Source organism: Sphingobium sp. BYY-5, assembly GCF_022758885.1.
GTDB lineage: Bacteria > Pseudomonadota > Alphaproteobacteria > Sphingomonadales > Sphingomonadaceae > Sphingobium.
Genome location: NZ_JALEBH010000001.1, coordinates 3,369,899 through 3,389,732 on the forward strand (window position 1 = coordinate 3,369,899; position 19,834 = coordinate 3,389,732).

19 protein-coding genes are annotated in these 19,834 nt (G+C 64.0%); 11 read left to right on the top strand and 8 right to left on the bottom strand.

Translation table 11 applies throughout. The features are described 5' to 3' along the window. Window positions 1-23: 23 nt before the first annotated feature. From MOK15_RS16260 to MOK15_RS16280, 5 genes are all read right to left on the bottom strand, one after another. Complete coding sequence (locus MOK15_RS16260) at window positions 24-1,394, bottom strand: 3-deoxy-7-phosphoheptulonate synthase class II (RefSeq protein ID WP_242932556.1); 1,371 nt, start codon at window positions 1,392-1,394, stop codon at window positions 24-26. 138 nt (window positions 1,395-1,532) lie between these two features. Beyond that, window positions 1,533-1,907: a Rap1a/Tai family immunity protein gene (locus MOK15_RS16265; RefSeq protein WP_242932557.1), complete on the bottom strand. Its 375-nt coding sequence runs from the start codon at window positions 1,905-1,907 to the stop codon at window positions 1,533-1,535. Window positions 1,908-2,027: 120 nt separating this feature from the next. Then, window positions 2,028-3,284 (bottom strand): YceI family protein, encoded by a 1,257-nt coding sequence (locus tag MOK15_RS16270; protein WP_242932558.1) that lies wholly within the window; start codon window positions 3,282-3,284, stop codon window positions 2,028-2,030. 86 nt (window positions 3,285-3,370) lie between these two features. Next, entirely contained in the window at window positions 3,371-4,714 is a 1,344-nt protein-coding gene (locus MOK15_RS16275; protein ID WP_242932796.1) for an ectonucleotide pyrophosphatase/phosphodiesterase, read from the bottom strand. Window positions 4,715-4,862: 148 nt separating this feature from the next. Beyond that, window positions 4,863-7,175, bottom strand: a complete 2,313-nt coding sequence (locus MOK15_RS16280) for a TonB-dependent receptor (protein ID WP_242932559.1) — start codon at window positions 7,173-7,175, stop codon at window positions 4,863-4,865. A 254-nt stretch (window positions 7,176-7,429) separates the two neighbouring features. On the opposite strand from MOK15_RS16280, the gene MOK15_RS16285 reads away from it, so the two are divergent. Further along, entirely contained in the window at window positions 7,430-7,867 is a 438-nt protein-coding gene (locus MOK15_RS16285) for a thioesterase family protein (protein WP_242932560.1), read from the top strand. Window positions 7,868-7,870: 3 nt separating this feature from the next. On the opposite strand, the gene MOK15_RS16290 is transcribed toward MOK15_RS16285, so the two are convergent. Then, a complete protein-coding gene (locus MOK15_RS16290; protein ID WP_242932561.1) occupies window positions 7,871-8,242 on the bottom strand; it encodes a DUF983 domain-containing protein in 372 nt (123 codons plus the stop codon). Between the two features lie 116 nt (window positions 8,243-8,358). On the opposite strand from MOK15_RS16290, the gene pabB reads away from it, so the two are divergent. The 5 genes from pabB to MOK15_RS16315 all read left to right on the top strand — a co-directional run bounded on the left by pabB (window position 8,359) and on the right by MOK15_RS16315 (window position 13,261). Continuing rightward, window positions 8,359-9,528, top strand: coding sequence for an aminodeoxychorismate synthase component I (gene pabB, locus MOK15_RS16295; protein ID WP_242932562.1), 1,170 nt, complete (start codon window positions 8,359-8,361; stop codon window positions 9,526-9,528). Between the two features lie 33 nt (window positions 9,529-9,561). Continuing rightward, on the top strand, window positions 9,562-10,185 hold the full coding sequence (locus MOK15_RS16300; protein WP_242932563.1) for an aminotransferase class IV: 624 nt from the start codon (window positions 9,562-9,564) through the stop codon (window positions 10,183-10,185). Between the two features lie 127 nt (window positions 10,186-10,312). Continuing rightward, on the top strand, window positions 10,313-11,515 hold the full coding sequence (locus MOK15_RS16305) for a pyridoxal phosphate-dependent aminotransferase (protein ID WP_242932564.1): 1,203 nt from the start codon (window positions 10,313-10,315) through the stop codon (window positions 11,513-11,515). Window positions 11,516-11,833: 318 nt separating this feature from the next. Further along, window positions 11,834-11,989: a hypothetical protein gene (locus MOK15_RS16310; protein WP_242932565.1), complete on the top strand. Its 156-nt coding sequence runs from the start codon at window positions 11,834-11,836 to the stop codon at window positions 11,987-11,989. A 156-nt stretch (window positions 11,990-12,145) separates the two neighbouring features. Then, window positions 12,146-13,261: a zinc-binding dehydrogenase gene (locus MOK15_RS16315; RefSeq protein ID WP_242932566.1), complete on the top strand. Its 1,116-nt coding sequence runs from the start codon at window positions 12,146-12,148 to the stop codon at window positions 13,259-13,261. Window positions 13,262-13,371: 110 nt separating this feature from the next. Here the strand turns inward: MOK15_RS16315 and infC are convergent, their stop codons facing one another. Next, a complete protein-coding gene (gene infC, locus MOK15_RS16320) occupies window positions 13,372-13,905 on the bottom strand; it encodes a translation initiation factor IF-3 (RefSeq protein WP_242932567.1) in 534 nt (177 codons plus the stop codon). A 130-nt stretch (window positions 13,906-14,035) separates the two neighbouring features. Beyond that, on the bottom strand, window positions 14,036-16,018 hold the full coding sequence (gene thrS / locus MOK15_RS16325) for a threonine--tRNA ligase (protein ID WP_242932797.1): 1,983 nt from the start codon (window positions 16,016-16,018) through the stop codon (window positions 14,036-14,038). A 232-nt stretch (window positions 16,019-16,250) separates the two neighbouring features. Between thrS and MOK15_RS16330 the strand changes: the two genes are divergently transcribed. The 5 genes from MOK15_RS16330 (at window position 16,251) to MOK15_RS16350 (ending at window position 19,788) form a co-directional block, all read left to right on the top strand. Beyond that, a complete protein-coding gene (locus MOK15_RS16330) occupies window positions 16,251-16,685 on the top strand; it encodes a biopolymer transporter ExbD (RefSeq protein WP_242932568.1) in 435 nt (144 codons plus the stop codon). Between the two features lie 95 nt (window positions 16,686-16,780). Further along, window positions 16,781-17,365: a hypothetical protein gene (locus tag MOK15_RS16335; RefSeq protein WP_242932569.1), complete on the top strand. Its 585-nt coding sequence runs from the start codon at window positions 16,781-16,783 to the stop codon at window positions 17,363-17,365. Continuing rightward, window positions 17,362-17,553 carry a helix-turn-helix transcriptional regulator gene (locus MOK15_RS16340; RefSeq protein ID WP_242932570.1) on the top strand — a complete coding sequence of 64 codons (192 nt, stop codon included), beginning with the start codon at window positions 17,362-17,364 and terminating at the stop codon, window positions 17,551-17,553. Before MOK15_RS16335 ends, MOK15_RS16340 begins: the two co-directional genes overlap by 4 nt. A 69-nt stretch (window positions 17,554-17,622) precedes the next feature. Further along, entirely contained in the window at window positions 17,623-18,705 is a 1,083-nt protein-coding gene (locus MOK15_RS16345; protein ID WP_242932571.1) for a YjgN family protein, read from the top strand. A gap of 3 nt (window positions 18,706-18,708) precedes the next feature. Then, window positions 18,709-19,788 carry a M48 family metallopeptidase gene (locus tag MOK15_RS16350; protein WP_242932572.1) on the top strand — a complete coding sequence of 360 codons (1,080 nt, stop codon included), beginning with the start codon at window positions 18,709-18,711 and terminating at the stop codon, window positions 19,786-19,788. Window positions 19,789-19,834 lie beyond the last annotated feature (46 nt).

Here is a 19,834-nt window from a genome sequence, read left to right on the forward strand (position 1 = left end):
AACAGGTCCAGCCCCCATACTCATCACGCCGCGGCGCGGCGTTCTTTCAGTTCTTCGTTGAGCATTTCGGCCAGCAGGAAAGCCAGCTCCAGGCTCTGCGCCGCGTTCAGGCGCGGATCGCAATGGGTGTGGTAACGGTCGGCCAGACCTTCGTCGGTGATGGCGATGGCGCCGCCCGTGCATTCGGTGACGTTCTGGCCGGTCATTTCGGCATGAATGCCGCCGCCAAAGCTGCCTTCAGCGCGGTGAACGGCGAAGAAGCCGCGCACTTCGGCCAAGATGCGGTCGAAGGGACGGGTCTTGTAGCCGTTCGCCGCCTTGATGACGTTGCCGTGCATCGGGTCGCAGGACCAGACGACCGGATGGCCTTCGCGCAGCACCGCGCGCACCAGCTTGGGCAGGCCGGCCTCGATCTTGTCATGGCCGTAGCGGGTGATGAGCGTGATGCGGCCCGCCTCGCGCGCGGGGTTCAATATGTCGAGCAGGCGCAGCAGCGCGTCCGGCTCCAGGCTGGGGCCGCATTTCATCCCGATCGGATTGCCGATGCCGCGCAGATATTCGACATGGGCCGACCCCTCGAAGCGGGTGCGGTCGCCGATCCACAGCATGTGCGCGGACGTGTCATACCAGTCGCCGGTCAGGCTGTCCTGACGGGTCAGCGCCTGTTCGAACGGCAGCAGCAGCGCTTCATGGCTGGTGTAGAAGCTGGTGCCGCCAAGCTGGGGCACGGTTTCCGCCGACAGGCCGCAGGCACGCATGAAGTCGAGCGCCTGACCGATCTGGTCGGCCATCGCCTCGAACTTCGTGGCCCAGGGGCTGCGGCCCATGAAATCCAGCATCCAGCCATGTACCCGTTCCAGGCTGGCATAGCCGCCGGTCGAGAAGGCGCGCACCAGGTTCAGCGTCGCCGCCGACTGATTATAGGCACGGACCATGCGTTCCGGGTCCGGCTCGCGCGATTCGGGGGTGAAGGCGATGTCGTTGACATTGTCGCCGCGATAGCTGGGCAGTTCGACCCCGCCGATCGTCTCGGTATCGGCCGAGCGCGGCTTGGCGAACTGGCCCGCCATGCGGCCAACCTTCACCACCGGCAGCTTCGACGCGAAGGTCAGGACGACCGCCATCTGGAGCAGCACGCGGAAAGTGTCGCGGATATTGTTCGGGTGGAACTCCGCGAAACTTTCGGCGCAGTCGCCACCTTGCAACAGGAAGGCTTCGCCACTGACGACCTTGGCCAGGTCCGTTTTCAGGTTGCGCGCCTCGCCCGCAAAGACGAGCGGCGGAAACTGGCCAAGCTGGGCCTCTACCGAGGCAAGCGCCTCTGCGTCCCGATAAAAGGGCATCTGGATGCCCTTATGCTCCCGCCAGCTTTCCGGCGTCCACTTCGCCGCCACGTCGAGTCTCCTTCGCTCAAATAAAATAGGGGCCGCACCTACGATGACGCAGGCTTCAAGGCAAGTTTATAGCGGTTTCCCTGCCGCGCCGCGCAATGATTTGTCCCGATCAGGATGATCGGTCCAATCACTTTCCACCTATTTCTGGCAGGGATGGCGGTCGTTCAAGGCCACACTGACTAGGACGGAGGCGGGCGCCTTGCGCTGGTCGGGCCAGCGTTCGAGATAGGCGACGACGGTGTGCCGCGCCTCGTCCGCGCTCATCCGGTCGGGCCAGCAGACCGGGCGGCCGCGGCCGATGAAGGCGTCCTTGCGGATGCCATCGACCACGCCGACGATGTAGGCGGTGCAGGCGAGCGCATATTCGGGTGCCTTGTTGCGGCACTTCGCCAGCAGGCTGGTGCCGGTTTCGAACATGAAGGCGCCCGATCCGGCGGCCGGAGCGGTTGGCGTCGCAGGGGAGGGCGCTGCGGCGAGGCTGGCTGCCGCCAACGCGATCGGAAGCGCGCGCATCAAATATCGTCCTGTTCGCTGATGGTTGTGGCTCGCCCGTAACCAGGCGATGCTGAACCGCGCCTGTCAGGTGTCGAAGCCATAACCTTTCCCGCCGTGACGGGCCAGTGCCTGTCGTGGTTAATCCTTTCGCTTCGCCGCAAAGTCGAAGGTCACGGCCACCTGCGGGGTCAGCCCCTTGCTGCTGTCGCCATTGCCCACGCCAAAGGCGCTGCGGGTGACGGTGGCGCTGCCCGATACCCTGCGGGTCGCGTCCTTGCCGGACAGGGTGAAGCGGATCGTCTGCGGCTTCGACACGCCCTTCACGGTCAGCGTGCCGCTGGCGCGGTAGCGACTGGGGCCGGTCGATTCCGCGCCCTTGGCGACGAAGGTCGCGGTCGGGTGCGCGGCGGCGCCGAAAAATTCGTCGCCCGGCAGCATCCCGTCCTTATAGGCGTCGCCTACGCTGGCCGAGGCGATGTCGATCGTCACCTTGATATCGGCGCTGGCGGGATGGTCGGGATCCATGACGATCTGCGCGGTCCATTTGGAAAAGCTGCCGCTGATTGTTTCGCCGTCATTGCCGACCGAAAAGCCGATGCGGCCGCCGGGTTGAACGGTCCAGGCGGGTGGCGGGCCGGCGGGCGCCGGGGCGGCGGCGGCCGTTTCGGTCGCGTTGGCGGCGGCATTGTCGGCAGGGGCGGCCGCATTGGCCGCTGCTACCTGCGCTTCGGTGACATTGGTCGCTTCCGCTCCATTGTCCGGCTCTTCGATGACGGGCGCCGGGGCGGGCGCGGCCTGCGGGGTGGGCAGGATGGCGCGGCCAGCGGCAAAGCCGACCAGGAGCAACGCCGGCAGCGCCAGCAGTAGCGTTGTCGAGCGGCCCGGCACCATGCGCCAGATCAGGCCGTCGCGCATCAGCAGATGGTGGCGCAGCGCACCCGCGACATGGAGCAGGAAGAGCGCGACGCCTATCAGGGCGAGCAGGCCATGGCCATTTTCGGCGAACGCATGGCTGCTGGCGGGCAGGGGCAGATGGGGGAGGGGCAGGACGCCGAAGATCAGGGTCGGCACCTTGACCTTCGCGGTGGAGACCAAGGCCCAGCCGCTGAGCGGTGCGCCCAACATGAAGATGTAGAGGCCGACATGCACGCCCGAAGCCAATGCGCCCTGCCAACCGCCTTCCAGCTTGGCGGGACGGGGTTTCCAGTAGCGCACGGCGATGCGGGCCAGGGTCAGTGTGAGAATGGTGATGCCGACTGACTTATGCAGTTGATATAGATTAAAGCCGCGCGCGCCCAGGCCCTCAAGCGCCCAGCCGACAGCGAGTTGGAAGGCGAGCAGGGCGGCGATCGCCCAGTGCAGGGTGATGGCGACAAGGCTGTAGCGCTGCGGCATGGATGGTCCCCGGATGAACAGGCCGCAAAACTATGACGGGTGCGTGGCCAAGTCCATCGCGGCGCGCGGAAACGATGCGTTGCGCGTCAGTGCCCAAGGTCGAGCGGCGGCTTTTCCGCATCGGGCAGCTCTGCGCCCATGATGCGGGCGAGCGTGGGCGCGATGGCGCGCATGTCGACCTGGCCCAGATCCTTGCCTGCCGTCACGCCCTTGCCCATCAGCAGCAGCGTGGCGCGCAGATTGGCCGGGCCGGGGAAATAGCCGTGCATCCCCTTGACCGGGCTGGGCGCGACGACCGGTGCGGCGGGACCGCGATAGATGTCGGTGACGAAGCCGGGCTTGAGGTTGACCGTGAAGGTCGCCTGCGGGTTGCCGCCCATGGCTGTTACCTCTGCCCTGTCGGCGACCCGTTCGATACCGTTGGCGGGATTGGCGGCCAGCCGGTCGAGCAGCGCCTTCACCCGCGCGGCGAGCGCGGCATCGTCCGGGCGGGCGAGCATGATCGCGGCCGATCCGCCGGAAATCCAGGGCATGGCGAGCCAGGAGGCGACCTTACCATCCTTGCTCAAGGTGATGAGGCCGGCGTCGATGAAAGGGCGGTAGAGGTTGAGCGCGGTGTGGACCGCTTCGAACCCATGGTCGCTGACCAGCGCGATCACCGCATCGGGATGCGCCTTCGTCTCGGCCGCGATCAGGTCGCCGACGATCGCGTCGATCTTTTCCAGCACCGCGCGGGCGCTGGGCGTGTCCGGGCCTTTCTCATGCTGCTCATGGTCGAGCGCGGTTAGGTAGACGGTCAGGAATTGCGGCTGGTGCGCGGCGATCAGGGCGGTGGCGAAGCGGCCGCGCAACTGGTCGCCGGGCAGGCTTTCGTCGATGCCCATCGCATAGGGCTGACCGACCTTCGCCTCCAGCTCGGCCTTAAGGCCGGGCGTCGCCAGCGCGTCGAGCAGCTTGGCGTCGTCGGGATGGCCGGTGCGCCAGATTTGCGGCAGGTTCCAGGTCACGCCCTTCGCCGCGACACTGACCGGCCAGTGGATATTGCCGGTGGACAGGCCCGCCTTGCTCGCGGCTTCCCACAGGGTCGGCACCTTGATGTCCTGCGCATACCAATACCAGCCGCCCTGATTGATGCCGGTGGGATCGAAGCTGTTATTGGCGACGATGCCGTGCCGGGCGGGCGCGGCGCCGGTCATCAGGGTCGTGTGGCTGGGATAGGTGAGCGTCGGCAGCACGCCGGTCACGCCCGTGGCATGGGCGCCGTCCTTCGGGAGGCGGCGCAGATTGGGGATGGAAAGGCCGCGCTTGTCCGCCTCCAGCACGTCGCCGGGACGCAGCCCGTCGATCGAGATGAGGAGGACGGGTTCGGCCTGCGCCGCGCCGGGGAGCAGGGCGGCAAGGACGGAGGTGAGAAGCGGGGCTTTCATCATCATGATCGGTTCATTTCATGTCTTGGGCTGCGTTAAATCACAGCAGCAATGCCCGTCATTCCGGCGAAGGCCGGAATCCAGGGCGGCAACCACAGCCTATGCGGTCCTGGTCCCCGGCTTCCGCCGGGGTGACGGGATAGCGGTTCCGTCAGAAACCAGCCTTCAGCGTGGCGAAGAATTGCTGCGGCGCGCCGACCAGCAAGGTCTGGGCATCGCCGCTATTGCCGAAGCCGCCCGAACCGATAGTGCCGACATAGCGTTTGTCGAACAGGTTGGTGACGTTGAGCTGGATTTCCATCTTGTCGGTGAAACGATAACCGATCGAGGCGTCCACGAGCACCCGGCCGGGAACCGAGGCGTCGTTGGTGTAGCTGTAATAGCGGCGAGACATATAGTTGACACCGACGCGGGCGAAGCGCTGGCCATCGTCATAGTTGAACTCGCCGCGCGCCATATGCTTGGGGCTGTCGACCACGGTCTTGTCCTTGATCGCCGCGACCAGCGTGCCGTCGCCATTCACGACATCGTCGCGATAGGTGGCGTCGGTATAGCTGTAGCTGGCGTAAAGGCCGAAACCGCCGCCCAGTTTCAGATCGCCCGCCGCCTCGACGCCGACCGCGCGCACGCCGCCGACATTTTGCAGCGCCGACGGGTTACCCTGGATCGCCGATCCTACCTGCACGGCCAGCAGGCGATTGTGGAAGTTGACGAGATAGGCGCCAATCGTGCCGTTGAAGATGGGGGTGTTGTAGCGCAGGCCCAGTTCGAATGTGTCCGATGTTTCGGGTTTCAGATCATTCTTGATGGCGTCGAAGCCGGCTTGGTTGGTCGAGAAGGGACCGGTGGTGGTGGCGCTGGCGAAGGCGCGCGTCACCTGGGTGAAGCCGCCGAATATTTCCGCTTCGGGGCTGAGTTCGACCGCGAAGCCGGCGTGCGGCTGGAACCAGTCTTCGACCTTGATCTTGCCTTCCGGGAAGGTCGACGACACGACCGCTTCGGCCTTGTTCTTGACGCTGAACCCCTTCCAGCCAAGGTTGATCGTCACTAGCCCCAAGTCGATCTTGTCCTGGACATGATATTGGAAGGTGTCGGTGGTGAAGTCGAATTCCCACTGGGTGGCGAAGGGATCCTTCGGATAGTCGCGGAACGACAGGCCCGGATCGGTGCGGCTCGCGAAGGCATAAAAGCGGCGGGCCTGGTTGAACTTGTTATTCTCATACCAGGCGCCGACGCTCAGATTCTGGATGCCCAGCGTATAGTCGAGGCTACCGAACACGCCGATCCGGTCCATGCTATATTCGGTGGTGCGCACCGACATCGGCACGCCATTGGGACTGGGGACATAGGGGGTCGCCCACAGGCCCATGCCCTTGTTATTGTGATAATAGCCCTTGATCTTGAAGGTCGCCTTCTCCCCCAGCGGGGTAGTGAGGCCGATCGCGCCCAGCCAGTCCTTGCGCAGGCCCGCCGCATCATAATAGGCGTCGTCCGCGCTGGTGACATTGCCGGGATAGGTCTGGCCCGTGGCAACCTTCGCGCCGCTATAGTCATAGAGGCCATCGGGGAAAGGTGAACCGCCGCTGTTGCTGATCCGGTCGACGTCGTTCAGGCGGCTGGCATAGTCGATCGCGCGGGCATAGTCGGGGAAAGTGTTGTCCCAGCTCCAGCCCAGGCGACGGATCATCGACATGGACATGTCCTGATAATCCTGCTCGCGGCGATCCGAATAGCTGAGCCAGCCGTCGACCACCGCGTCGCCCACGGGGATCACGACCTTGGCGTTGCCCATATGCTGGTCCTGCGTGCCCTGGCCCTTATATTTGTTGGTCGAGCCATAGCCGTAGGACACATAGCCGCGAATCCCGTCCCGGCTGCCCAGCGCCAGCCGGGCGAAGGCGCGCCAGGTCTCGTCGCTGCCATAGGTGAGATTGCCCTGCGCGCCGAGCGAACCGCCGCTCAGATAATCGGCCGGGTCGGCGGAGAAGGTTTCGACCGTGCCGCCCAGATTGCCCGTCGCCTGGGTGCCGAGCGAGCCGGCGCCCTGGGATACGCGCACGCTGCCGATATTCTCGCTGCTGATGGCGCGGGTGATGTGCAGACCGTTATGGTTGCCATAGCTCATGTCGCCCAGCGGAATGCCGTCGAAGGTGAAGCCGAGCTGGTTCTGGTTGAAGCTGCGGATGGTGACGCGCTGCGACCATTCATAATTGCCGAACGGGTCGGCCGACTGGAAATTGACGCTGGGCAGTTTTTCGATCGCTTTCAGCGCGTTGGTGCCGGGCGTCAGGGTGACGATGTCGCGCTTGGTGATTTCCTGCACCTGGCGGGTTTCGCCCCGGCCGAAGACGATGATCTCCGTGCTGTCGGCAGGCGCGTCGGCTGCCGGCGGTGCGTCCTGGGCGAAGGCGGGCGCGGCGGCCAGCATGGTGGATGCGAGCAATAGGGCGTTGATCGGACGCATGGTGAAATCCCCCTTGGAACCCTGAGTGATGATTGGTTCGGCGGGGGCTTAGGCGCGTGATGTTGCACTGCGGTGTGAGCATCTTGACGGATCGGCGACGCTATTATGACATTATCATTATTATCGGTGCGATGACCGGCATCTTTCCCATTGTGTCAAAAAGGTCGCAGTCTTGCCATTTTCATCGGCGCGATTGCATCACTGCTCCTGACGGCTATGGCAATGGTACAGAAAATCCGAAGGGAAAGCAGGATATGGCCAAACCCGAAGCCTGGCGGTTCAGCCCCGAAGCCTACCGCTTCGTTACCAGTATCGACACCCGGTTCCAGGATCTCGATACTATGGGCCACATCAACAATGTGGCCATATCGGGCATCTTTGAAACCGCGCGCATCCGCTTTCATCATCATCTGGGCCGCCATCCGCAGGAACAGGGCGTGCGCTGGCTGGTGGCCAATGTGAACCTCAACTTCATCGAGGAGTCGCACTTTCCCTATCCCTTTGAGGTTCATTGCGCGATCGGCCATATCGGTCGCACGAGCTGGACGATCAGTTCGGCGGGTTTTCAGAAGGGGGTTTGCGTTGCCACCTGCGACACCACCGTCGTGACCCATGGCGCCGAGGGGCGTCGCAGCATCGACGATACGCTACGGGAGGCGATGGAGCTGAATTTCCTGCGCCAGCCGGAATAACGCCTATCGGAAGCCGGCCATCCGCCGGCTCCACTGGAAGGCGATGACGCCGCCCTTGACCGGTTGGATCATCGCCACCGCCAGCAGGATGGCAAGGCCGGGCCAGATCACCGCCTGCCAGCCGATCGGAATGGCGAAGGCGGCATTCACCTCGATCATCAAGGGCACCAGAATATGCCCCAAGAGCAGAATCACGATATAGGAGGGGAAATCATCCGCCTGATGCGCGTCCAGGTGGAGGCCGCAGGCCGTGCAGGTCGGCGCGGCTTTCAGGAAGCGGGCGAACAGACGTCCCTTACCGCAGGCCGGACAGCGGCCGCGCAACCCCTGGGCGATCGCCGGGCCGATCGGACGGTCTGGAGCGGGATCATGCATCCTTCCGCCGTTAGGGGCATGGCGTGGCCCGTGCAACAGAGCATCGTTGCCCAATGCCCCTCTGCCCACCCTTCCGCCCGCCCTTTCGCTCTGTGCAAAGCCTGTTAAGAAGCGCCATGCGTCTCCCCGGTCCCGACGAGCCATTCTGCCTGTTCGACGATGCGCGCCTGATCGGGGCGGCGCCGGCGCGGCTCTATCGCGATCCTGTCGCGATCATCGCGGCGCATAGCATGGCGGAGGTGCAGCCCGCGCTCGACCGGATTGTGGAAGCGCGCGAGGAAGGGCTGCATGTCGCGGGCTATATCAGTTATGAGGCGGGGCTTGCGCTGGAGGACCGGCTTGCTCCCATCGCGCGGAAGCGGGATGAGGCGCGCACACCCTTGCTCTGGTTTGGTTTGTTCGAAGGGGCACGGCTGATCGCGTCCGACGCGCTGCCTGGCCTGCTGCCCGATCCGGGCCGCGCGCGCGTGGGACCGCTGTGTCCGCTGGTGGACGAGGCCGCCTATCGCGCCGCCTTCGCCCAGGTGCAGGATTATATCCGCGCCGGCGACATCTATCAGGTCAATCTGACTTTCCCTTGCGAGGTCGCGGTCGAAGGCGATCTGATGGCGCTCTATGCCGCGATCCGGCCGCGCGCGGCGGCGGGCTATGGCGGTGTCATCCGGGACGGGGAACGGACGATCCTTTCCTTCTCGCCCGAACTTTTCTTCACCCAGGTGCGTGGCCAGCTCACGGCGCGTCCGATGAAGGGCACGGCGGTTCGGGGAGGCGATGCGGACGAGGATGCCGCCAATGCCCGCTGGCTGGAAGCGGACGCCAAGCAACGGGCCGAGAATCTGATGATCGTCGACCTGTTGCGCAATGACCTGTCGCGCGTGTCGCAGGCGGGCAGCGTGACCGTGCCCGACCTGTTCAAGGTGGAGAGCTATCCGACCGTCCATCAACTCGTGTCCACCGTGCGCGCGCGGGTGTTGCCCGGCCTGTCCCCGGTCGACGTGCTGCGCGTGCTCTTTCCCTGCGGGTCGATTACCGGCGCGCCCAAGGTGCGGGCGATGGAGATCATTGATGCGGTCGAACCGCAAGCTCGTGGCGTCTATACCGGGGCCATGGGCTGGATCGATCCGGAGGGCGACGCTGCGTTCAATGTTGCCATTCGCACTCTTTGCGTCGAAGAAGGTAGTGAAGTCGGTCGGTTAGGTCTTGGATCGGGTATCGTCGCGGATTCGGAAGGACATTCCGAATGGGCGGAATGCCTGGCCAAGGGGCGCTTTCTTTCACCGGCTTGACGGAATGACGCGCAGGGGTTTGAAATAATTCCAATGTCTTTGACTGATGGTCGGTTCGACCTGCTCGAAACCATGGCCTTCGATCCGCACGAGGGGATCAGGCTGCTTGAGCTGCATCTGGCGCGGCTGAAGGCCAGCGCCGATAGAATGGGCTTCGCCTTCGATCGTCATGCCGTGCGCAACGAACTTCAGGCCGCGACCTTCCGCCTGCGCGAGGCGAGCCGGGTGCGGTTGCTGGTGTCGCGCGGCGGGGCGCTGGCGATCGAGGTGCGCGACCATCAGAGCTGGCCGCCGGGGATCGTTCCGGTCGCCGTCGTGCCGCGCAACGCGCCCGCCGACGACCTGCGGTTGGCACACAAGACCACGGACCGGGCACTCTATCGAGATGCTCTCCGGCGGGGCGGCACCTACGAGGTGCTGATGACCGACGCGGCGGGCTATCTGACCGAAGGCAGTTTTTCGACCCTGTTCGTCGAGCGGGGCGACAAGCTGGTGACGCCGCCGCTGTCGCGCGGGCTGTTGCCGGGCATATTGCGGCAGAGCCTGATGGACATGGGGGAAGCGGTCGAGGGAGATCTGCGCCCCTACGACCTGGAACGGGGCTTCTTCATCGGCAACGCCGCGCGCGGCATGGTCGCCGCGACACTGGCGCGATAGCAGGCCTATCCTGCCGTAAAGCCATTAACGCTCATCTGGCCGGTTGCCCCTGCGTCCGTTGCGCACTAAGGGACGCCGCGTCCGCTTTTATTGCGGGCCTTGGGGATTTTTCAGAGAGTTTATTGCCATGAGCCAGACTTCCGCTGCCCTCGGTCGCATCCAGCCGTCCGCCACGCTCGCTATGAGCGCCCGCGTGAACGCGCTCAAAGCCGAAGGCGTGGACGTTATTGGCCTGTCGGCCGGCGAGCCGGACTTCGATACGCCCGATTTCGTGAAAGAGGCGGGCATTGAGGCCATTCGCAAGAATCTGACGCGCTACACCGACGTGGACGGTACTGCCGACGTCAAGGAAGCGGTCGTCTTCAAGTTCAAGCGCGACAATGGCCTAGTCTACAAGCGTAGCCAGATCACCGTAAATTCGGGCGGTAAGCACACCCTGTTTAACGCGCTGGTCGCCACCGTCGATGCAGGCGACGAGGTTATCATCCCGGCGCCTTATTGGGTCAGCTATCCCGACATCGTGAACTTTGCGGGCGGTAAGCCGGTTTTTATCGAAGGTCCGGCGAGTCAGGGTTACAAGATCACCGCCGCGCAGCTTGAGGCGGCGATCACCCCGCGCACCAAATGGGTGATGCTGAATTCGCCGTCCAACCCGTCCGGCGCAGCCTATTCGGCGGATGAACTGAAGGCGCTGGCCGATGTGCTGCTGCGCCATCCCCATGTGCTGGTGATGACCGACGACATGTATGAGCATGTCTGGTACGCCGCGACGCCCTTCGCGACCATCGCGCAGGTCTGCCCGGAGCTGTATGACCGCACGCTGACGGTCAATGGCTGCTCCAAGGCCTTCTCCATGACCGGCTGGCGCATCGGTTTTGCCGGCGGCCCGGAATGGATCATCAAGGCGATGAGCAAGCTCCAGTCGCAGTCGACCAGCAATCCCTGCTCGATCAGCCAGGCCGCTGCCGTCGCCGCACTGACCGGCCCGCAGGACTTCCTGGAAGAACGCAACGCCGTGTTCCGCAAGCGTCGCGACATGGTGGTGGCCATGCTGAACGACGCGCCGGGCCTCGACTGTCCGACGCCCGAAGGCGCCTTCTACGTCTATCCCGACGCCAGCGGCGTGATCGGCAAGGTGACGCTCAAAGGGCAAGTGATCGACAGTGACGAGGCGTTGATCGGCTACTTCCTGGACGAAGCTAAGGTGGCGGCCGTCCATGGCGCCGCCTTCGGCCTGTCCCCGGCCTTCCGTATCAGCTACGCGACCTCAGATGAGGTGCTCAAGAAGGCCTGCACCCGCATTCAGGAGGCGTGTGCGGCGTTGAGGTGAAGCGTCCTCCCCAGCACGGAGGGGACGCCAGCATTGCCAGCGGTCAGGAAAACCGGCGCATTAGCGCCGGTTTTTCCGTTCTGTAAAAAAATGGAAACGGTCTTTTTCGCACTGCAGCGTCTTGCGATTGACGCAATGCACTCTATATGCGCGTTGCGGAAAGAAACCGAATTACGGGCTGCGCCCTTTTCGTCCTTCCCTGGTCCGCATTGGTCGAAAGCCGCTTTTGCGGTTTGGCCGGTTCAGCCAGGGGCAAGGTGATGAAGCGTAGTCGCCGGCCAGATGGCCGAAAAGAGATTGTTGAGAAAGGCGTTTGCCATGATGGCGTTTTTGAAATCCGACCTGTTCCTGCGCTTTCTGGGCGGGTTCGCGATCGGCGCTGTCGGCATGTTCCTGCTCCAGCCCGAAGAACCACCCATGCTCAGCTCGACCGCGATCGCGGCTACCACGCCTTCCCATGGCGCGGCGCTCTGATTCGCCTTCGCGGATCATCCGGTGGACGAACGGTCCCCTTCATTGCATGATTTTTGACAAGCGCGGTTCCCATGGGAGCCGCGTTTTGTCGTTGTTCGGCTTGTCATTGGGTGCGCCCGCGCCTTACCTGCCTGACAAACGGTAAGGAGCATCCCCATGGGCGACATGCGCGGCCTCAAGATCCTGTCCACCCTGGCCGAGGACGGTCACCTGACCGTCGAGCTGGTCGAGGAAAACCTGCCGCCGCCCACGGGGCATGAGCTGTTGATCCGGGTGGAGGCTACGCCGATCAACCCGTCGGACCTGGGGCTGTTGCTTGGTCCGGCCGATGTTGAAAATGCCGATTATGGTGACGGTCGAATCGTGGCGACCATGCCCGACAGCGCCCGCCGTGCCATGGCTGCGCGGGTAGGGCAGGCGCTGGCGGTCGGCAATGAGGGCGCCGGGATGGTGGTTGCGGCGGGCGATGCAGCGCAAGCGCAGGCGTTGCTGGGCAAGCGTGTGAGTTGCGTTCCGGGTGGCATGTTCGCCCAATATCGACTGGTCGATGCGCGCGCCGTCATGGCGTTGCCTGACGGGGCGAGCGCGGAGGAAGGGGCGTCCGCCTTCGTCAATCCGATGACCGCGCTGGGCTTTGTCGAGACGATGCGGCGCGAGGGGCATGAGGCGATCGTGCACACCGCCGCCGCCTCCAATCTGGGCCAGATGCTGGTGCGTATCGCGCGGGAGGACGGCATTCCGCTGGTCAATATCGTGCGCAGCCAGGCGCAGGCGGCGACGCTTGAAGCGCTGGGCGCGGAGCATGTGCTGGACAGTTCGCGGGCCGATTTCCATGACAGGCTCCTGGCGGCGATCGAGGCGACCGGCGCGACCATCGCCTTCGATGCGATCGGCGGCGGCACGCTGGTCGGACAGATATTGCATGGGATGGAACAGGCGCTCGCCAAGGGGGCAGCCTATAGCCGCTATGGCTCCGACCGGTTGAAGCAGGCCTATATCTATGGCGCGCTCGATACGACGCCGACCGTGCTGACGCGCAGCTTCGGCTTTAGCTGGAATGTCGGCGGCTGGCTGCTCACCCCGTTCCTTCAGCGCGCCGGCGCCGAGACAGTGGAACGGATGCGACGGCGGGTACGCGACAATCTCACCACCACCTTCGCCAGCCCTTACAAGGCGCGGCTTTCTTTACAGGACGTGCTGACCCGCGATGCGGTGCTGACCTATAATGCGCGGCGGACGGGGGAGAAATATCTGATCGTGCCCAACGGATAGGGCGGGGATGACGGGACGGCGGCGGACGATTGCCGCAAAAGCGATCGGGCGGCGCCTGTTTCCAGACCCCGCCCGATACGCATCATTCTGTCAGCGCCGCGATGGCGCGCTTATTTCGGCGCAAGCACCATCAGCATCTGGCGGCCTTCCATGCGTGGATAGGCTTCGACCTTCGCGATTTCGGCGACATTCTCCGCCACGCGCTGGAGCAGGTTCATGCCGAGCTGCTGGTGGCTGAGTTCGCGGCCGCGGAAACGCAGGGTGATCTTCACCTTGTCGCCGTCGCCGATGAAATCATGGACCTTCTTCATCTTCGTATCATAGTCATGATCGTCGATGTTCGGACGCATCTTGATCTCTTTGAGTTCCTGCGTCTTCTGGGTCTTGCGGGCGATATTCGCCTTTTTCTGGGCTTCGTACTTGAACTTGCCGATGTCCAGGAACTTGCAGACCGGCGGATCGGCGTTCGGCGAGACTTCCACGAGATCGAGGCCGATCTCATAGGCTTGCTCAATCGCCTCCTGCGTAAACATCACACCGAGATTTTCGCCTTCATCATCGATTACGCGCACCTTCGGCACGTTGATGAACTCGTTATAACGGGGGCCGGACTTCGGCGGCGGCGCCAGCGGGCGGCGCATCATCGGGGGACGTATAGCAATATCTCCTACGGTCGTTTCAAAAACGGACGGCTCTTAGCGGCTTTTCTACAAAGCCGAAAGGGGTCCGTAATCCCGCCGTAACGGAATCACGGACCCTTGCGGCATTTCTGCCTCACCGCATATCGGGTGCCTGCGCCTCTTTTGCAAGACGGGCGATGACATCGTCGAGCGAAAGGACGCTTTGTCCCTCCTTGCCCAGTTCACGCAGCGCCACCGTGCCTTCATCAGACTCGCGGCGGCCGACCACCAGCAAATTGGGCACTTTGGCCAGGCTGTGTTCGCGCACCTTATAGTTGATCTTCTCGTTGCGGATGTCGAGTTCGGCGCGGATGCCGGCCGCGCGTAGCTTGTCCACCGCCTGGTTTGCATAATCGTCGGCGTCGGACACGATGGTCGCCACCACCGCCTGCACCGGCGCCAGCCAGAGCGGGAATTTGCCCGCATAATGCTCGATCAATATGCCGATGAAGCGCTCATAGGAACCGAAGATCGCGCGGTGGAGCATCACCGGGCGGTGCCGTTCGCCATCCTCGCCCACATAGCTTGCGTCGAGTCGTTCCGGCAACACGCGGTCGGACTGGATCGTGCCGACCTGCCAGGTACGGCCGATCGCGTCGGTCAGATGCCATTCCAGCTTGGGCGCGTAGAAGGCGCCTTCGCCCGGCAGTTCTTCCCAGCCAAATTCGGGGGTGTTGAGGCCTGCCGCCGCGACCGCGTTGCGCAGCTCTTCCTCGGCCTTGTCCCACATCTCCTCGCTGCCGAAGCGCTTTTCGGGGCGCAGCGCCAGCTTGATCGAGTAGGTGAAGCCGAAATCCTTGTAGATGCGGTCGGCCAGCGCGCAGAAGGCGCGGACTTCCTCGACGATCTGGTCCTCGCGGCAGAAGATATGCGCGTCGTCCTGCGTGAACTGGCGCACGCGCATCAGGCCGTGCAACGCGCCATGCGGCTCATTGCGGTGACAGCAGCCATTTTCGTAGAAGCGCAGCGGCAGGTCGCGATAGCTCTTGATCCCCTGACGGAAGATCAGGACATGCGCCGGGCAGTTCATGGGCTTCAGGGCCATCCAGTCGGCATCGTTCGACACCAGCGGCCCTTCATCCTCGACATTGGGCACTTCGTCGGGGATGACGAACATATTCTCGCGATATTTGCCCCAATGGCCGGACACTTCCCACTGGCGCGCATCCATCACCTGCGGCGTCTTCACCTCGCGATAGCCGGCATCGTCGATCGCGCGGCGCATATAGGATTCGAGCTGGCGCCAGATGATATAGCCCTTGGGGTGCCAGAAGACGCTGCCATGCGCTTCCTGCTGGAGGTGGAACAGGTCCATCTCCGCGCCCAGCTTGCGATGGTCGCGCTTGCCTGCTTCCTCCAGCCGCGTGAGATGCTCGGCAAGCTGCTTCTTGTTGAGCCAGCCGGTGCCGTAGATGCGCGACAGCATCGCATTCTTCTGGTCGCCGCGCCAGTAAGCGCCCGACACGCGCGTCAGCTTGAAGGCGGCGGGGTCCAGCTTCCCCGTCGAGGCGAGGTGTGGGCCACGGCACATGTCGTACCAGTCGTCACCCGACCGGTAGATGGTCAGTTCCTCGCCTTGCGGCAGTTCGGCGGCCCATTCGGCCTTATAGTCTTCGCCCATGGCGCGCCAGGCGGCGATCAGCGAGTCGCGGTCCATCACCTCGCGCACCAGCGGCTTGTCGGCGGCGATGATCTCCCGCATCTTCGCTTCGATCGCCGGCAGGTCTTCCTCGGTGAAAGGGTGGTCTTTCGGCGCGAAGTCATAATAGAAGCCGTCGTCGGTCGACGGGCCGAAGGTGATCTGCGTCCCCGGGAACAGCGCCTGCACCGCTTCGGCCAGCACATGGGCAAAGTCGTGCCGCGCCAGTTCCAGCGCATCGGCTTCATCCTTGCCCGTCACCAGCGCCAGTTGCGCGTCAGTCTCCAGCGGGCGCGTGATGTCGCGCAGCTCGCCGTCGACGCGCGCGGCAATGGCGGCCTTGGCCAGACCAGGCCCGATCGCCGCCGCAATGTCCGCCGGGGTAGTGCCGGGCGCGACTTCACGCACGGAACCATCGGGCAGGGTGATCTTGAGCATGGCGGACACGGGTGGTCTTTCTGTTGAAATGGCTGATTGCGCGGGCATGAAAGCCGCGCCTTCCCCTTAGATAGGCAGCCCGCACTGTCAATAGAAGCGTTCTGAAGGTGCCTGGTACAGCCGGTGGCTCGCGGAACGCGGCAGGCAAAGACTCCAGAAGCCCTCTTGCCAAGTTGCGCGGCGCGGCGCATCATTCATGTGTTGTTATATCATATTTCAACAGGAGGGATGTATGGCTTCGAGCTTCGCAAAACCCACTGGCCCGGATGGGGCCATCCCGATGGCGGAAATGAACACGACGCCGCTGATCGACGTGATGCTGGTGCTGCTCATCATGTTCATCATCACCATCCCGATCCAGACGCACAGCGTGGCCGTGGAATTACCGGGGCAGACGCAGGAACTGCCGATGGAAATGAACCCGATCAAGAACAAGGTCGGCATCGATGCGGACGGCGTGATCCGCTGGAACGGCGCGGCGATCGACCGGCTGACCTTGCGCCAATATCTGGCCGCGTCGCTGCGGAGGCCGGTCGAGCCGGAGTTGCAGTTCCAGCCCGACGCGGCCGCCCGCTACATGGCCGTCGATGCGGTGCTGGCCGACATCAAGCGCGCGGGCGTGACCAAGCTGGGTTTTGTGGGGAACGAGCGTTACGGCCAGTTCTGACAAGGTTCAGCGACAAAATGTAAAGTATCATTGACTATTCATCTCCAGCTTTGTAAAGGTCGCTTGACTTTAACGAAGCTGGAGGTGGAATTCCGATGCAACCAGAGCCCGTTTTTCGATTTCCCTGGCGAATCGTCTGTGCCGCCGCGGCCTTCACCCTGTTGATGGTCGGGGCGGGGGTGGCCGCCAATATTCTGACCATCAGCGGCTACGCCAAATTGCCGCTGATGCTGCCCGGCCTACTGGCGCTGGGCTGGCTGGGATGGGAAGCGTTGCGCCTCGCCGGTGCGGTCCCGGCCACGGCGATCGCCCGTTATATCCGGCGGGCCGTTCCGCTCGTTGCCGCCAATGTGGTCACGGTCATTGCGGCCATCATCATCCAGCGCGAATGGCATCCTACCGGCCTGGCGGCGATCCTGGTCGCCCTGCTGCCGGCACCGCCATTGATCGGCTTTGTATGGGCGATGGGTCGCCTGCTGGTGGAGGAAACGGACGAATATTTGCGCCTGCTCCATGCCCGCCGCGCGCTGATCGCGACGGGTTTCCTGCTGGTGGTGGCGACCGTCTGGGGGCTGCTCGAAGGATCGGGCCTGGCGCCTCATGCTCCGGCTTATTCCGCATTCATCCTCTGGAATCTGGGCCTGCTGCTCGCGCCTCTCTTTCCGGGCGCGCGGGCATGAAGAACCGGCTCAAGATATTGCGGGCCGAGCGGGACTGGAATCAGAGCGATCTTGCTGTACGGCTCGGTGTCTCGCGCCAGAGCATCAATGCGATCGAGACCGGCAAATATGATCCCTCGCTGCCGCTCGCCTTTCGCATCGCCGACCTGTTCGGCTTGGCGATCGAGGAGATTTTCCTGCGCGATTAATAGGGTGCCGACTTGACCACGACGATGCTTCACTGTCTTCTGTCGTCCGGGGAATGATCCGGGGGTGTCATGGACGAAGAACAGGTCGGGCGGGACGGTTTCGCCTTTGAGGGCAATTGGCGGGACTATGCGCCGATCGCCTTCACCAATTTGCTGCTGACCATCGTCACGCTGGGCGTCTATCGATTCTGGGCGACCACACGGACGCGGCGATACCTCTGGGCGAACAGCCGTTTCATCGACGACCGGCTGGAATGGACGGGCACGGGCAAGGAATTGTTCGTCGGTTTCCTGATGGCGGTGCTGCTGATCGGTCTTCCCTTCCTCTTCATCCAGTTCGGGGCGCAGGCGCTCATCCTGCGGGGGCAAAATGGCTTGGCGGGAATCCTGACGATCCTTGCCTTCCTGGTCATCTTCTACATGGCGGGCCTCGCCCGCTTCCGCGCGCTGCGCTATCGCCTAAGCCGTACCTGGTGGCACGGCATCCGGGGCGGCAGCGACAATCCGGGTTTCGGCTATGGCCTGTCCTATATGTGGAAGAGCCTGGTCGGCAGCCTCGCATTGGGTCTGATGATCCCCTGGTCGATGATGTCGCTGTGGAACGAGCGCTGGAACAAGATGAGCTTCGGCCCGCATATGTTCGAGGCGGCGGGCGACCACGGGCCGACCTTCAAGCGGTTCCTGCTCTTCTACCTGTTCCCCTTCATCCTCGTCGCCATCGGCGCCTTCGCGGCCATCTGGATTGTCCCGATGATGCCGCGCCTGGAACAGGGAACGCCGCCGCCCGTGAGCGCGATTCTGCTGATCGCGCTGGTCCCGATCACCTTCTATCTGGCGCTGGGCCTGATTGCGCTGGCCTTCTACGCCAAATTCTTCCGCGTTGCGGTCGACGGGCTGTCGCTGTCGGGACTGAATTTTCATTTCTACGCGCGCACGAAGGAATGGATCAATCTGTTTCTGGGCGACTTCGCCTTGGTTGTCTGCACGCTGGGGATCGGGGCGATCTTCCTGCAATATCGCCACTGGAAATTCTTCATCACCCATATGGGCGTGACCGGTGAAATCTATACCGACGAGTTGACCCAGTCGCAGACCAGGGTCGCGCGCCATGGCGAAGGGCTGCTCGACGCGCTGGATGTCGGCGCCTTCTGATCCATGAGCGATTTTCGCCCGTGGCATTATGACGGCCGGAGCGCGGTGCGGCGTTCTGTCGTGCTGCTGGATGCAGACGACGGGGGTTTCCGGCTGGAGGAGTCCGAGAGCGGCTGGACCGGGGAGCCGGTCGCCTGGACCGATCTGACCGTCATCGCCACGGAAAGCGACCGCGTCGCTTATGGCCACCGGGCGATCCCCGGCTGGCGCATGGGCTTTTCCGGCGATGCGCCGCCGGAGATCGCCGCGCATCTGCCCAAGGGGGAGCGCTATGGCCGCTGGATCGACCGGTTCGGTTTCTGGCGGGCGGCGGGGGTGTTCACCATCGTTGCCGCGCTGGTGGTCTGGGGCGCGCTGGAAGCGCCCGGCCTCATCGCGCCGCTGATCCCCAAGGCATGGGAGAATCGGATGGGCGACGCGATGGTCGGCGATTTCGGCGGCCGTTTCTGCCACACGCCGGCGGGCGACGCGGCGCTGCGCGCGCTGGTGGCGCGGATCGATCCCAAGGGGGAGGCGCGGGAGGTCGCGCTGGCCAATATCCCGCTGGTCAACGCCGTCACCCTGCCGGGCGGACGGATCATCCTGTTCGACGGACTGGTGCAGCAGGCGGGATCGCCCGATGAGGTGGCGGGCGTGCTGGGCCATGAACTAGGCCATGTCCGCCATCGCGACACGCTGACGGGCCTGGTGCGCCAGCTTGGCCTGAGCGCCGTGCTGGGCGGCTTTGGCGGCAATGCGGGCGGCTATCTGAACGGTGTCCTCTCACTCAGCTATGGACGGGATGCGGAAAGCGTGGCGGACAGCGTCGCCATCGACCAGATGCGCGCCGCCGCCATCTCACCCGCCGGTACGGCCGCCTTCTTCGCGCGCATGGGCGGAAAGGGAGAGGCGGATCGCACCGAACAGGCGATGACCTGGCTATCCTCCCACCCGCTCTCAGCCGACCGGCGCAAGCGGTTCGAGCAGGCGGTCGACAAGGGCGGGCGCTATCGCCCGGCGCTGGACGGCGCGCAATGGCAGGCGTTGCGCACGGCCTGCAAGTCCGATCCCCATGTGGCCAAGGCCTGGGCAAGCCCCTTCTGACCGGATGCGGCTTGCCCGCAACGCGCATCGCGGATAGTTTCGCGCG

What these genes read in the sequence shown, in the direction of transcription:
- MOK15_RS16265 (WP_242932557.1), bottom strand. Translation starts at nt 1,907, where the DNA reads ATGCGCGCGCTTCCGATCGCGTTGGCGGCAGCCAGCCTCGCCGCAGCG.
- MOK15_RS16270 (WP_242932558.1), bottom strand. Translation starts at nt 3,284, where the DNA reads ATGCCGCAGCGCTACAGCCTTGTCGCCATCACCCTGCACTGGGCGATC.
- MOK15_RS16275 (WP_242932796.1), bottom strand. Translation starts at nt 4,714, where the DNA reads ATGATGAAAGCCCCGCTTCTCACCTCCGTCCTTGCCGCCCTGCTCCCC.
- MOK15_RS16280 (WP_242932559.1), bottom strand. Translation starts at nt 7,175, where the DNA reads ATGCGTCCGATCAACGCCCTATTGCTCGCATCCACCATGCTGGCCGCC.
- MOK15_RS16285 (WP_242932560.1), top strand. Translation starts at nt 7,430, where the DNA reads ATGGCCAAACCCGAAGCCTGGCGGTTCAGCCCCGAAGCCTACCGCTTC.
- MOK15_RS16290 (WP_242932561.1), bottom strand. Translation starts at nt 8,242, where the DNA reads ATGCATGATCCCGCTCCAGACCGTCCGATCGGCCCGGCGATCGCCCAG.
- pabB (WP_242932562.1), top strand. Translation starts at nt 8,359, where the DNA reads ATGCGTCTCCCCGGTCCCGACGAGCCATTCTGCCTGTTCGACGATGCG.
- MOK15_RS16300 (WP_242932563.1), top strand. Translation starts at nt 9,562, where the DNA reads ATGTCTTTGACTGATGGTCGGTTCGACCTGCTCGAAACCATGGCCTTC.
- MOK15_RS16305 (WP_242932564.1), top strand. Translation starts at nt 10,313, where the DNA reads ATGAGCCAGACTTCCGCTGCCCTCGGTCGCATCCAGCCGTCCGCCACG.
- MOK15_RS16310 (WP_242932565.1), top strand. Translation starts at nt 11,834, where the DNA reads ATGATGGCGTTTTTGAAATCCGACCTGTTCCTGCGCTTTCTGGGCGGG.
- MOK15_RS16315 (WP_242932566.1), top strand. Translation starts at nt 12,146, where the DNA reads ATGGGCGACATGCGCGGCCTCAAGATCCTGTCCACCCTGGCCGAGGAC.
- infC (WP_242932567.1), bottom strand. Translation starts at nt 13,905, where the DNA reads ATGATGCGCCGCCCGCTGGCGCCGCCGCCGAAGTCCGGCCCCCGTTAT.
- thrS (WP_242932797.1), bottom strand. Translation starts at nt 16,018, where the DNA reads ATGCTCAAGATCACCCTGCCCGATGGTTCCGTGCGTGAAGTCGCGCCC.
- MOK15_RS16330 (WP_242932568.1), top strand. Translation starts at nt 16,251, where the DNA reads ATGGCTTCGAGCTTCGCAAAACCCACTGGCCCGGATGGGGCCATCCCG.
- MOK15_RS16335 (WP_242932569.1), top strand. Translation starts at nt 16,781, where the DNA reads ATGCAACCAGAGCCCGTTTTTCGATTTCCCTGGCGAATCGTCTGTGCC.
- MOK15_RS16340 (WP_242932570.1), top strand. Translation starts at nt 17,362, where the DNA reads ATGAAGAACCGGCTCAAGATATTGCGGGCCGAGCGGGACTGGAATCAG.
- MOK15_RS16345 (WP_242932571.1), top strand. Translation starts at nt 17,623, where the DNA reads ATGGACGAAGAACAGGTCGGGCGGGACGGTTTCGCCTTTGAGGGCAAT.
- MOK15_RS16350 (WP_242932572.1), top strand. Translation starts at nt 18,709, where the DNA reads ATGAGCGATTTTCGCCCGTGGCATTATGACGGCCGGAGCGCGGTGCGG.